Here is a 12,749-nt window from a genome sequence, read left to right on the forward strand (position 1 = left end):
GCGCAATGAGGGTATTGAACTGCTGACTGGCGCCGTCAGCACGATATGATGAAGGCCGAACGTACGATGATGATGGACATTCCCTTGGCCTGCTCATACAGGCCAATCGCCCTCCAGACTATTGCGAGAGCCGCAACAGCACCTTCGACGCGATCTGCTGAAAGACGCCGTTAAGTTGCGCGGCGGTCGGAGCGAACAGCGCCTCACCCTGCGGTAAGCTCGCATTAAACGTGGGGCTGCTGGGGTCATTCGCAACTTCCTGAAGGAACTGCTGGGCCTGCGGCTGAGTAGTGATCGCGGAACCCATCCCGATAGAATAAATTTGCACGCTCTGATTCAAAGCCGTCGTCGCCGACGCCTCCGCTCGATAGAAGGACTCGTTCGAAATCAGCGACTGCGACTGGTTGGTAGCTCCTATCGTGACGTAACTATTCGATTGATGCGAATAAAACGACATCCAACTCTTTGCAGGATTGTACGAACTTGAACACGGGCTGACATTCGATCCTCCGGTGGTGCTAAAGATGGTGAGTGGGTATGGGTTACGGCATATCCCGAGCGCATCATCCCCAGCGTCACATTCGGAAAAATTGACAGTGGTTCGAACGTTTGAACCCTGCTGACAGTTAAGGCCGTCCTGGATCATGTTGGGCCAGCCGTCGGTGAAAAACACCATAACCTTGGCCGCGTTAGCAGGCAGCGACACGCTATTGATTTGACTCAGGCCGTTATCGAGTCCAGTCTGGGAAAAAGTGTAACCGTTGAAAGGCATGCTGTTGACGTAACTCCGAATCTTGCTCTTAAAAGGCGGAGAATTGCTCATCTGAACGCCGACCGTGTTCACGGTCGAAAAGCTGACCACAGAGACGTGGTCTTGACTATCGTCGAACTGATTAACGAAGTTGGTCACAGCCGAAGGAAGGGCGGCAGCGCCACCGTTGTAATTCATCGAAGTGGATTGGTCCAGAACCACCGCCATATAAAGCGGCTGACGGGTCGCCGAGCCGGTCACCACGATAGGTACACTCGCTGGGAACCCTGGAATAATCCGCAAAAACAAGGGCTTGAAATAGACGGTGCCGGTGATCGTGGCGGTGGTGTTCCCGGCGGCATCTACGTTTGTGCTGAAGCTGAAAGTCGGCGCTGTGCTGTAAGTGCCAAGCACCTGGACATTGGCATTGAAAGCGTCCGTCGCAACCTGTTGTGCGACCGTGTTTCCCTCACCTAAGTTTCGCATGCTTTCGAGTGCCGCCGAATCCACCGCTTTTGACAGCGCCGTACGCTCGACATACGCTACCCCATAGTCAATAGCCATTCCCGAGAGCATGATGAGGGCGGGCATCACGATGGCTACGATCGCGACTACCTGACCGACCCTGAGATCATTGGCTTTAAGCATATCGGAAGGCTTCATTTCGTTTCCGAGGTGGGGTTTAAAAATACGCTATTTGATAGAAGTTGTTGGGAATGACTATATTCCACAACGAGGCCAACGGCGTGATTGGCGCGAACGAGTAATAAACTTCGGTCGCATATACTGTTTCGTTGGAGTTGTTCTTAAAAATATCGTCGATCGCGGAAGGCACCGTGGCGATGCTGCCGACCCCGATGCCGATTTTACTCGCCTTCGTGAGGACGCCCTGACTGACCTGGCCGGTAATCTGGTCAGTGTTGTTGACGCGAGAGATCGCCGTGATGATGATTTCGCCGGAGGACGCGAGATTCAAAGGGGCAGAGCCCTGAACCAGCGCATTGGTTGCAGTGGACAGTGTGGTTCCGCGCGACGCCATACTCGACCCTTGGCGCGTTAGATCAGCCATAACCTGCAGGTCGTTGAGCGCGCGAGCGAAGTCCACAGTAGCCAGCACTAAAAGTAGTAAAATCGGCGCGACAATTGCCATTTCCACTGCAGCCTGGCCGGGTCTCGCTGTCGAGGGATTTTTTCTCGGGAGATTATGGATATAGGGTCTTGTCAGCATTTGTCGGATTTTTCCGGGGATCACTTGGTTTGACCCGGAGGAAAGGGTTCATTCTTGATCGTGGCGCTGGCTGTGAAAGTGTAGTTGCCGCCGCTAAACAATTGAGCGACGACGGGCGTCCACAACGCCAAACTCACGGTCACGGCGACAGTCTCGATATCTTGCGGACCGCCGGCGCTGCCGGTTCCACCGAGCGCACTTGAGATCTGGGCGGGAGGGATAACGACGCCCATCGCCTCGGCGCCGACCGCGTCCTGCTGAATCGTGTTATTGATCGATTGAATTCGCGAATAGGGTTGTCCCGTATTTGGATCGGTGCCGGACTCGTGCGTGCCGATAGAGGCGTAGCGGGCGCCTTCCTGAACGGCTTGCTGCACATTCGCCTGAACGAAAAACATGCGGCCGAAATCCATTGCGAGACAAATTAGGAAGAACAGGACGAATGCGGCCCCGATGAACTCGACCGAACTTTGGCCGGCGGCGGCCTGCGCGCGAGGCGCGAGATGAATTAAGCCCGCACCATTTCGGCAGCGTCGTAGTTTTGAGCAGGGATCTTTCATCGACCGGGGCATGAGTGACTACCCCAGTGTGACGCGACTCGCGGAGCGTCCGGCGGCCGCGACCAGGCGCAGATGGGCGCGCGGCTTATCCCGCGCTGATATTCGAGTAGGCGGCGCCTTGGCGGCAGCGGAAAGTACGGGAACCGCACCAGCCAGCAGGCTCGAGACTCGCGCGGCGCTGATGACCCGCGCGCCATAGCGATTTCGGCTTAGCCGTTCGTGCCAATCCGGCGATCACGAAATCGATGCCCTCATATAGCGCTTTCACCCCGTTACGGGCAAACGCGGGCACTTGCCCGTAAAGGGGCTCAGCTACTGCGAGACAATCATCTGCGCGGTGCTCGTGAAAGTCAGGCTAATCGATGAGATGAAGGGAATCGCTAGCGTGTAGGGATAGGAGACCACCACTTTGGCGTCGTTGTGGGTGGACTCGGTGGGATCGGCGACATAGCTCGCCGTGACCGTAACGCTGGCTGGGGTAAGGCTCGGCGCCGCCGCAGCCGCCACCGCCTGAATCTGCGCGGTCGTCGCCGGATTAGGACTGGTTGGACTGTGGACCGCAGCATAGCGGACGCCCTCGCTGGCGGCCTCGGCCACGGAGTTGTAGGCGAAGGTCGCGAGGGCATATTGCATGACGGCGAACATCAGAAGCAGAAAACTCGTCGCCAGCATCGCGAACTCGGTCATCGACTGGCCTGCCGAAATTCGCCGACGGCGGCGCGCGCCACGCGATCTCATTGCTGCACCGCCATGATCGCCGTTGCGCTCAGCGGGACCGACGCCGGCATCCCCGGATATTGGGTGATGGTTGTGTAGGTAGCCGAGGCCTTTACCGTGACGTAGGTCGCCGAGGTATCATTGGCGCAGTTGTAGCCGCTGCCGCAGGCGGCAACCGTCGACGATGCCGCGCAGGTGCATTGGCTCGTAGTGACGGCAAGACCGCTGATCGACGAGCCGGCCGTCGTCACCGCGTTCTTGATCCCGGTGCTATCGGCCGCGGTAATTACGGTCTGCGAGCCGTACTGCGCACCCGCCCGCGCCGCCTGATTGAGATCGATGTTCGTGAAGAACAGCCGTGAGAAGTCACCGCCCACAACCAGCAGCAGAATCAGCACCGGCGCGGCCAGCGCGAGTTCGACCGTGCTCTGACCGCGACGCGGCCGTCGGCACAGCTTATTCGAAGAGAGCATTCGATTTAATCGGCGAGCCACCCGCCAATGAACTGTAGTTGGTTCCAAGCGTGGTACTGGTGCTGCCGCTGATAGCGACGTCGTAGGCCGCGAGAATCGTGTAGCCTGAGGCGCTGCTGTTGCCGCTGTAGGTGACCGCGGTGGTCGGAAAATAAAGGGTGCCGTCAAAGGACGAAGAGCTGTTGCCGGTGATCGTGCTCGCGCTCGAGCCAACGGGCACCGTGCGGTCCTGATAGAAGAGGATGCCCGCCAGAGGACCCGAGGTCGGGGCGCTGAAATTCGACGTCGCGTTGCCCGATAGACTGATCCCATTGTACGGATAGGTCGAGTTCCCGGTCAGATAAAAAGTTACCCCTGTGCCAGAGAGCGTACTCGAACCGGTGACGCTAAGGCCGCCGCCCAGCAGGACGTAGGTCCCGCTGTTGAAAGTCACGGTTGGGCCGCCTCTGATCGAGATGCCGTTGCAGTAGACGCCCGGCGAGAGCGGTGGGGGGCTTGTGCTTCCGCTAACTCTATAATTGGTCTGCGTACAACCGCCGACCGCAGGCGGTGACAGACCAGCAAGCGGATCGGGCGCCGGCGCGACCCCGGTAACCGGCGTCGGCGTAATTTGGCCCGATCCGGTCAGGGTATAGTTGCCGGCGACGCCTACGCTCCCCGCCCTGATGGCGCCACTGCCGATCAGCGTCAGGGCTGAAGAACTGCTCGAATCGACCAGGATCCCGCAGCTACTGGTCACCAGGGGAGCGCCGGTCACGGCGAACGCGCCCGAACCCGAAGGATCGAGGGCGTAAACACAAGCAGGACTATTAATCGCGCCGCCGACCGCCCGCGCGCTCACGTTAACCGTATTGTAGCCAAGCACCTTCATAAAATAAGTCGGCGCTGCCTGTTGCACGATGGTCTCGACATAACCTGAATTGCCCGCGTACGCGCCGCTCAGCGGCGGATTGTTCACCGTAACCGTGACCCCTTTGGCGCCGTTGGTGAAGCCGTCGAGCGTGGCGACCGCCGCGGCCGCCGTCGTGACGCTCGCCCCTTCGGCCAACGCCCGTGAGGCTGCGACCGCCGCGCCGTCGGCGGCGGTCTGGGCTTGCCGGCGCGTCGTCCACAGCATCCCGACGTCGGTAGTCAGCGCCGCCAGTCCCATCAGCGCGACCATCGCGATCGCTGCGAGCACGGCGACCTGACCGCGCCGCAGCAGTGCGGCTCGGTGCAACAAAATTGTTCCTTTGGTGCAAGGCATAAATACTCAAACTCCCGTTGCGCGCCCCATCGAGCGGCCGTCGGACGCCACCAACCGCAGACGGGCGCGCGGCTTATCCCGCGCTGATATTCGAGTAGGCGGCGCCTTGGCGGCGGCGGCAAGTACGGAAACCGCACCAGCAAGCAGGCTCGAGACTCGCGCGGCGCTGATGATCCGCGCGCCATCCCCGGACTCATAAATCTCCAGCCGCGTCGTCAGGTTCTCCAGCTCGCGAACATTGCCGCCAAAGCGATGGGCGCGCAGGGCGGCGAGCGCGCCATCATCGAATTCGAGCAAGGGATTGGCATTGCGCAAAAAGTGGCGCGCGAGCGTCGTGAGGTCCGCGCGCCGACGATGGATCGGCGGCAGTTTCAGCGTCGCCCCAAAACGGCCGGCAAGTTCGGACGAGAAGACGCCGCGCTCGACGGCCTGCGCGATTGCGATCTTCGAGGTCGCGAAGTAACGCACCGCCCGCCGCCGTCCGCCGATCGCGCCCGCCAGCGCTAGTTGATCCGCCAGGCGTAGTTCATCGAGGCGATCGAGCAGCACCACGCGCTCCGCGGCTTCGCCTCCCGCGCTGCGCTGATGAGCAAGCGTCGCGAGCTCGCGCGCGACCTCCGAGGGCACGGCACAGTCGACGCGTGCGAGCTCGCCGCATCCGTGACACGCGCGATGGAGCAATTCCGCCAGCGAGCGTTTGCCGGCCCCGGTCTCCCCCTCGATCAGGACGTTGACCGTGCTGGGCGCGAGCGCGACCGCCTTGCGAATCGTCGCAAAGCTTTCCTCGCTGGCGGTCAGAAAAGGTTCGTGCAGATTCAGGGCGCGGGAGAGCAAAAAAGCCGAGGCGACGTATGCATTATCGCAGACGAAGCCATGGTCGGTGGTCGTCGCGGCGGCGCCGGTGCGCAGGCTCAGCGACCATCCGCCGCGCGCGCGGCGGGCAAACGCCGCGACGAAATCCGCGTCGAGACCGCCCGCGCCAAACGGATTGAGGTTGACCATCGGCAGGAACCAGACCAGTTCGCGCGGCACTTCGCCGCGCAACGCGACACGGGCGAACGGCGTCGATTTGGAATTAATCAAGGGCCTGCAATCTCCGTTCTCATCGGGAGTAAGTGCAAGCCGGGGACCAACCTGAGTTGCAGGGGTTGAACGGTGATATTAGCGAAAATGGGACATCGCAGGCCGGTCCACGACAACGCTAACGGAACAATGCCCGTCCCAGATGCAAGTCACGCCGTCGCGGCCGTTCGGGTGCGGGGATTTTTCTTATGCGCAAGCCTGATAGACTCGATCGATGAAACGGCGTGCGTGCGCCGCGCTCTGTCGTACTGCTCGTGTGACTCGTAAGAAGGCCGGTCGTTGTGCAATCTCGCCTCGGAACGCTCTGCGTATTTGCCTTGGCCGCCGCTCTGATCCCGACCGGATGCGCTAAGCGCGATGACGCCCGCATGGCGCGGATGCCCGCGGTCGCGGTCCTCGCCGCCAAGGCCACGCGCCGAACCGTGCCCAATCAACTGGACGAAATCGGCCGGGTCGAAGCCTTCGCCATGATCGGCGTCAAATCACGCGTTGAGGGCAATCTGGTCGCGATCCACTTTAAGGAAGGTGACCTCGTCGCGCCGGGTCAGCTACTGTTCAGCCTCGACCCGCGGCCGGGGCGCGCCGCATTGGACCAGGCCGCGGCTAATCTGGCTAAGGATGAGGCGCAAGCGCGACTGGCGGTCACTGACGAGCAGCGCTATGCCTACCTGCTGAAGGAGGGCGTCGGCTCAGTTGAGCAATACGATCAGGCGCACGCCACCGCCGGTGAGATGAACGCCAGCATCGCGGCCGATCGCGCGGCCATCGAAACCGCGCAGCTCAATCTGCGATATGCTGAGATTCGCTCGCCGATCGACGGCTATACCGGCAATCTCCAGTCTCATATCGGCGACTTGATCAAGCCTGACACCGATAATCCCTTGGTTACCATCACAAAGGTTCAGCCGATTTACGTCGATTTTTCGATCGCCGAGCATGAGCTGCCCGCGGTGCGGGTCGCGATGGCCGCGCGTCAGCTCGAAGTCGATGCGGCGCTTCCCAACTCGGCACAGGCGACGGAACATGGCGTCCTGAGTTTCGTCAACAACACGGTTGATACAACGACTGGCACAATCCTGCTCAAGGGGCTGTTCCAGAATGAAAACCGGCGACTGTGGCCAGGGACTTTCGTCAACGTCAGCCTCACGCTTAACCAGATTCCCGATGCGATCGTAATTCCCTCCACGGCGCTCCAGACCAGTCAACAGGGCACCTTTGTTTTTGTTGTCGGCAAAGATATGAAGGTGCAGATGCGACCGGTGGTGACGGGCGCTAAAATCGACGACGACACCGTAATCCAACGCGGCCTCGAGGCCGGAGAGACCGTGGTTACTGACGGGCAGTTGAGCCTCGTCCCTGGCGCCGCGGTAACGCTCAAGCAGGCGCTGTGAGGGCTCCGGCCATCCGATGAATCTCGCGGGAATCTTTATCCGACGGCCAGTGATGACCACCTTGGTCTCGCTGGCGATTATCATCTTTGGAATCGCCGCCTACCGCTTCCTGCCGGTCAGCGATCTTCCCAACGTCGATTTCCCCACCATTCTGGTCAGCGTGAGCCTGCCCGGCGCCAGTCCGGAGACGATGGCTTCTTCGATCGCGACTCCGCTGGAACGTCAGTTCTCGACCATCGCCGGACTCGCGCAGATGAGTTCGTCGAGCACGATGGGCGGAACCAATATCACGCTGCAATTCGATCTTACCCGCGACCTCGACGCCGCCGCGCAGGACGTGCAGTCAAAGATTACCGCGGCGCAGGCGCTGTTACCGCCAGGGATGCCGAGCCCGCCCTCCTATCAGAAGGTCAATCCGGCCGACAAGGCGATCCTGTATATCGGCTTGAGCTCCCCCACCCTGCCGCTGTCGAGCGTGGACGAATACGCCGAAACCACGCTCGGCGAGCGTATCTCGATGATCAGCGGGGTCGCGCAGGTCCAAGTCTATGGTTCGCAGAAATACGCTGTCCGCGTACAGCTCAATCCGCTCGCGATGGCGTCGCGCGGGGTCGGCATCAACGACGTCGTCAGCGCGATTCAAAGCGCCAATGTCGAGCTGCCGGTCGGTACGCTCTACGGCAGCAATGAAGCGTTCACCGTCCAGGCCAACGGCCAGCTCACCGACGCCGCCGCCTATAACCCGCTGATCGTCGCCTATCGCAACGGGATGCCGGTGCGACTTGACCAGGTCGGTCGCGCCCTCGACAGCGTGCAGGTCGACAAGGTCGCCGGCTGGGTCAAGGGTCAGCGCGCGATCGTGCTCGCGGTCCAGCGCCAGCCCGGCACCAACACCGTCGAGGTGGTCGATAACATCAAGCGGCTGCTGCCGGTCATCCGCGCCGAGATTCCGGCCGCGATCACGATGACCATCCTCTATGATCGCTCGCAATCGATCCGCGCCTCGGTTGATGACGTCGAGTTCACACTGCTGCTGACTGTCTTCCTGGTCGTGATGGTCATCTTCATCTTCCTGCGCAACCTCTCCGCCACGATCATCCCCAGCCTGGCCCTGCCGATGGCGATCATCGGCACCTTCGCCGTGATGTGGGCGCTCGACTACAGCCTCGACAATCTCTCGTTGCTGGCTATCACACTGTCGGTCGGCTTCGTCGTCGATGACGCGATCGTGATGCTCGAGAATATCGTGCGCCATATGGAGATGGGCAAGGGCGTGATCGAGGCGGCGCTCGACGGCTCGGGCGAGATTGCCTTCACCATCCTCTCGATGACGTTGTCGCTCGCCGCGGTATTTATACCGGTACTCTTTCTCGGCGGCATCATCGGCCGTCTGCTGCACGAATTCGCCGTGACGATCGCGGCGGCCATCCTGGTCTCCGGTTTCGTCTCGCTGACCTTGACGCCGATGCTCTGCAGCCGCTTTCTGCGCCTGCCGTCACGCGAAGGACATGGCTACCTCTACAACCTCACCGAGCGCGGCTTCGACCGGCTGCTGCAGGGTTATCGCGGCAGCCTCGGCTGGGTGATGCGGCATCGGCGCTTCACGATGCTCGTGCTGTTGCTCACGGTTGCCGGCACCGTTTGGGGCTTCTATGTGATTCCCAAGGGTTTCCTGCCGTCGGAGGATTCAAGCCAGATTCTGATGTTCACGCGCGCCACTGAAGGCATCTCCTACGACGCCATGGTCACGCATCAGGAGGTGCTCAATGCGATGGTCGCGCGCGACCCCAATGTCCTGACATTTTTCTCGAACGTCGGCTCCTCGGGGCCTAGCGGCACGCTCAATTCCGGCATCATCTTCGCCCATCTGGTGCCGCCGTCGCAGCGTAAACTGACCGCCGATCAGATCGTCGGCGAATGGATGGGCAAGTTCAATTCGATTCCCGGCCTGATGGTGTTCGCACAGAATCCGCCGCCGATTCAGATTGGCGGCCGCTTCACCGAAAACCAGTATCAGTTGACCCTCGGCGGCACCAATACTCAGGAGCTTTACAAGTACGCCGACCTGCTCCTGAACCGCTTGCGCGGGTTGGCGGATCTGCGCGGCGTCACCAGCGATCTGGAAATCAAGAGCCCGCAGGCTTATGTCGATATTGATCGCGACAAGGCCGCCTCGCTGGGACTCTCGGCGCAGGCGATCGAGCAGGCGCTGTCGCTGGCCTATGGCTCGTCACAGATCTCGACGATCTACACGCCGAGTGACGAATACTGGGTGATAGCGGAGCTCGAACCGCAATATCAGGCCGATCCGTCGGCCTTGAACCTGCTCTACGTGCGCTCGTCGACCAACCAGCTCGTGCCGCTCAATACGGTCGCGAAAATTACGCGCACGCTCGGTCCGCTCTCGGTCAATCATTCCGGCCAGTTGCCGTCAGTCACGATCTCGTTCGATATCGCGCCGGGCGTTTCACTCGGCAAGGCCTTGGGCGAGGTCCGCGTGGCGGCCGGCAACCTGCTACCGGCGACGATCACGTACGATTTTTCCGGCACCGCGCAGGCGTTTCAAAACTCGCTCGGAAATCTCGGGGCACTGCTGATCATGGCGATCCTGGTGATCTATCTGGTGCTCGGCGTGCTCTATGAAAGCTTCATCCATCCGCTGACGATTCTTTCGGGATTGCCGGCGGCCGGCTTCGGCGCGCTGCTCAGCCTGATGCTCTTCGGCCTCGAACTCGATCTGCTCGCCTTTGTCGGCATCATCATGCTGGTCGGGCTGGTTAAGAAGAATGCGATTATGATGATCGATTTCGCGCTGGATGCGGAGCGGACCGAGGGCATCAGCGCCGCGGATGCGATTTTCGAGGGCTGCATGGTGCGCTTTCGTCCCATCATGATGACCACGATGGCCGCCTTCATGGGCACCCTGCCGATCGCGATCGGAGTCGGTGCCGGGGCCGATGAGCGCCGCGCTCTCGGCATCGCCGTGGTCGGCGGCCTGGTCTTCTCGCAACTGCTTACGCTCTACATTACGCCGGTCGTCTATACCTATATGGATCGCCTGCAGAATTGGCTGCGCGCCAGCCCGCGCACGCCGGCGCGGGTCGTTGAACCGCCGCCCACGACGGCGCCCGCCGAGCCGCCCCGCCGTCGCGCCGCATCTTCCCGTTAGGGAACTCTGCGCAAGTGGGTCTCAGTTGAATATGCAGATTCTTGCCTCCTCGACTATGGACTCGCCCAGAACTGACGTTCTGCCTTGTTTAACACCGCGCCCTCTAATGTCATCCTGAGCGAAGGCGGCTGCCGCCGGAGTCGAAGGACCCCGGATTCACTCAGCAGACTCCGTTCAAAATCAACTATCTCAAGTTGCACAGGGCTCCCCTACTGTCGGAGTATTGGTCGAGGAACTAACCGGCGGTTGAAGGAGGATCTTCGGCGATGGACAGACTCAAAGGTAAAGTGGCGCTGATTTCGGGCGGGGCGCGCGGCCAGGGCGCGGCCGAGGCGCGGCGTTTCGCCGCTGAAGGAGCGAAGGTCGTGATCGGCGACGTCCGCGACGACTTGACCAAACAGACCGCCGACGCCATCAATACGAAGCAGGCGAACGCCGTCCGTGCGGTTCATCTCGACGTTACCCGCGCCGCCGACTGGCGCGCCGCGGTCGAAGTCTGCGAGCGCGAATTCGGCGGGCTCGACATCCTGGTCAACAATGCCGGCATCGCCAATATGAAGGGCCTCGAGCAGACCTCGGAGGAAGAATGGGACGCCGTGGTCAACGTCAACCAGAAAGGCGTCTGGCTCGGCATGAAGGCGGCGATTCCCGCGATGCGCAAGCGGGGCGGCGGCTCGATCATTAATATTTCATCGATCTTCGGCTTGATTGGCTCCGCGGGATCGACGGCTTATCACGGCACCAAGGGCGCGGTGCGGCTCTTGACCAAGGCGGCGGCGGTGCAATACGGACCGGAGAAAATCCGCGTCAATTCGATCCATCCAGGATTGATTCACACGCCGATGGTCGAGGAGGCCTTGCCCAACCGGGCCGACCTGCAGCCACTACTCGATTTGACGCCGATGAAGCGCGGCGCACAACCGGAAGAGGTCGCGGCGGCGGTGCTGTTCCTCGCCAGCGACGACGCGTCGTATGTCACCGGAGCCGAGTTGGCGGTAGACGGCGGCTACTCGGCCGCCTAGCTTTTGCGGTCGAAGATAAAGAGCGGGACCATATTCGCCGCGGCGGGATTGATCGCGAGGACCCGGCGGTCACCCTCCTGGCGGATGGGTGCGAACTCAACGGCGGCCCGCCGCAAGGCGTCAGCCACTATCGCAACGTCGTCGGCTTCGAGCCAAATCGCGGCCAAGCCCTCACCCGACGAGGCGAGCAGTTCGGCGACAGACGCGCCGGTCTGCAGACGAATCTGGGCGTCGCCGATCGCGATCGTCGCGCTCTCCCCACCGTCACCGGCTAGCACGCTAAAGCCGAAATTCTGTTCGTAGGCGAGGCTCGCGGCGGCAAGGTCGCTCGTCGCCACGTCGAGGCGGTCGAAGCGTTTGATCATGGCTTCAAATCCTTACGTGAATCCGGCCCCAAAGTGAAATTCGCGATAGTCGTCGCACGGGCGGCGACCGTCAGCGAACGCGATTGCACGCCGAGCTTCTCTTGCCATACCTGGATCGTATAGGTTCCCGCCGGGATACCGCCCATCACGTAATGCCCGTGCGCATCGGTCACCGCATAGTAGGGATTCGCGGTCGCGTACCACCATCCTTCCATCCAATTGTGCGCATCGCAGGTGACCTTGATCGCTTCAGGCTTTGCGACGGTGACCCGAATCGTCTTCTTGAAGCCGGGCTGGGCCATATCGATCACCGGATTGACGCTCGATTCGGTGTGGATATTATGCAGAATCCCGTCAGAGTTACGGACCTCGACCACACTGCCGGCTGGAAATACGGCCACATGCGGCACGTACTCGCAGCCCTTCTGATCGAATTCGACAGTTGCGAGTTGGACCGCGCGGCCCTTCGCGATCGACGGGAGCGTGACGACGACGTTAGCGATACCGCGATCCGGTCCGACTAAAAGCGATTGATCATACGCCGGACGGGTTCCGCAGACGTCGCGGTCCTTGCTGATTTCCAGGGCGGTCGGGGTTGGCGGCGCGCCTGCATAGCTGACTGTGCCGCTGATCGCGCCGCCGTCGAGCACCGCCTCGCTCTGATAGCCCAGGGCGTTTGCGCCGGCGAGCACGCACAACCCGATCAGGCCGGACAGTAATCCGCACCCGCGTGCCCACAGCAAT

12 protein-coding genes are annotated in these 12,749 nt (G+C 61.3%); 3 read left to right on the forward strand and 9 right to left on the reverse strand.

Going from position 1 to position 12,749, the window contains the following annotated elements:
- Positions 1–118: 118 nt before the first annotated feature.
- The 7 genes from VKS22_14335 to VKS22_14365 form a co-directional block, all read right to left on the reverse strand.
- Entirely contained in the window at positions 119–1,414 is a 1,296-nt protein-coding gene (locus tag VKS22_14335; GenBank protein HLW71789.1) for a TadE/TadG family type IV pilus assembly protein, read from the reverse strand.
- 19 nt (positions 1,415–1,433) lie between these two features.
- On the reverse strand, positions 1,434–1,979 hold the full coding sequence (locus VKS22_14340; GenBank protein HLW71790.1) for a TadE/TadG family type IV pilus assembly protein: 546 nt from the start codon (positions 1,977–1,979) through the stop codon (positions 1,434–1,436).
- Between the two features lie 20 nt (positions 1,980–1,999).
- Complete coding sequence (locus VKS22_14345) at positions 2,000–2,551, reverse strand: TadE/TadG family type IV pilus assembly protein (protein HLW71791.1); 552 nt, start codon at positions 2,549–2,551, stop codon at positions 2,000–2,002.
- Positions 2,552–2,851: 300 nt separating this feature from the next.
- A complete protein-coding gene (locus VKS22_14350; protein HLW71792.1) occupies positions 2,852–3,277 on the reverse strand; it encodes a TadE family protein in 426 nt (141 codons plus the stop codon).
- Positions 3,274–3,729, reverse strand: a complete 456-nt coding sequence (locus tag VKS22_14355; GenBank protein ID HLW71793.1) for a TadE/TadG family type IV pilus assembly protein — start codon at positions 3,727–3,729, stop codon at positions 3,274–3,276. Before VKS22_14355 ends, VKS22_14350 begins: the two co-directional genes overlap by 4 nt.
- Positions 3,713–4,948: a pilus assembly protein TadG-related protein gene (locus tag VKS22_14360; protein HLW71794.1), complete on the reverse strand. Its 1,236-nt coding sequence runs from the start codon at positions 4,946–4,948 to the stop codon at positions 3,713–3,715. The genes VKS22_14355 and VKS22_14360 overlap by 17 nt, the downstream gene beginning before the upstream one ends.
- A 33-nt stretch (positions 4,949–4,981) precedes the next feature.
- Complete coding sequence (locus VKS22_14365; GenBank protein HLW71795.1) at positions 4,982–6,058, reverse strand: sigma 54-interacting transcriptional regulator; 1,077 nt, start codon at positions 6,056–6,058, stop codon at positions 4,982–4,984.
- A gap of 281 nt (positions 6,059–6,339) precedes the next feature.
- Between VKS22_14365 and VKS22_14370 the strand changes: the two genes are divergently transcribed.
- From VKS22_14370 to VKS22_14380, 3 genes are all read left to right on the forward strand, one after another.
- Entirely contained in the window at positions 6,340–7,449 is a 1,110-nt protein-coding gene (locus VKS22_14370) for an efflux RND transporter periplasmic adaptor subunit (protein ID HLW71796.1), read from the forward strand.
- A gap of 16 nt (positions 7,450–7,465) precedes the next feature.
- The gene (locus tag VKS22_14375; protein HLW71797.1) at positions 7,466–10,618 is read left to right on the forward strand and encodes an efflux RND transporter permease subunit; all 3,153 of its coding nucleotides are present in this window, start codon (positions 7,466–7,468) and stop codon (positions 10,616–10,618) included.
- 266 nt (positions 10,619–10,884) lie between these two features.
- A complete protein-coding gene (locus VKS22_14380) occupies positions 10,885–11,640 on the forward strand; it encodes a glucose 1-dehydrogenase (protein ID HLW71798.1) in 756 nt (251 codons plus the stop codon).
- On the opposite strand, the gene VKS22_14385 is transcribed toward VKS22_14380, so the two are convergent.
- A complete protein-coding gene (locus tag VKS22_14385; protein HLW71799.1) occupies positions 11,637–12,005 on the reverse strand; it encodes a VOC family protein in 369 nt (122 codons plus the stop codon). The genes VKS22_14380 and VKS22_14385 overlap by 4 nt on opposite strands.
- The gene (locus VKS22_14390) at positions 12,002–12,748 is read right to left on the reverse strand and encodes a carboxypeptidase regulatory-like domain-containing protein (GenBank protein HLW71800.1); all 747 of its coding nucleotides are present in this window, start codon (positions 12,746–12,748) and stop codon (positions 12,002–12,004) included. The genes VKS22_14385 and VKS22_14390 overlap by 4 nt, the downstream gene beginning before the upstream one ends.
- Between the last annotated feature and the right edge of the window lies 1 nt (position 12,749).

The sequence above is a fragment of the Candidatus Binataceae bacterium genome (genome assembly GCA_035308025.1).
GTDB lineage: Bacteria > Desulfobacterota > Binatia > Binatales > Binataceae > JAJPHI01.

Coding starts and splice junctions, on each gene's coding strand:
- VKS22_14375 (HLW71797.1), top strand. CDS start 7,466: ATGAATCTCGCGGGAATCTTTATCCGACGGCCAGTGATGACCACCTTG.
- VKS22_14355 (HLW71793.1), bottom strand. CDS start 3,729: ATGCTCTCTTCGAATAAGCTGTGCCGACGGCCGCGTCGCGGTCAGAGC.
- VKS22_14385 (HLW71799.1), bottom strand. CDS start 12,005: ATGATCAAACGCTTCGACCGCCTCGACGTGGCGACGAGCGACCTTGCC.
- VKS22_14350 (HLW71792.1), bottom strand. CDS start 3,277: ATGAGATCGCGTGGCGCGCGCCGCCGTCGGCGAATTTCGGCAGGCCAG.
- VKS22_14345 (HLW71791.1), bottom strand. CDS start 2,551: ATGCCCCGGTCGATGAAAGATCCCTGCTCAAAACTACGACGCTGCCGA.
- VKS22_14380 (HLW71798.1), top strand. CDS start 10,885: ATGGACAGACTCAAAGGTAAAGTGGCGCTGATTTCGGGCGGGGCGCGC.
- VKS22_14340 (HLW71790.1), bottom strand. CDS start 1,979: ATGCTGACAAGACCCTATATCCATAATCTCCCGAGAAAAAATCCCTCG.
- VKS22_14335 (HLW71789.1), bottom strand. CDS start 1,414: ATGAAGCCTTCCGATATGCTTAAAGCCAATGATCTCAGGGTCGGTCAG.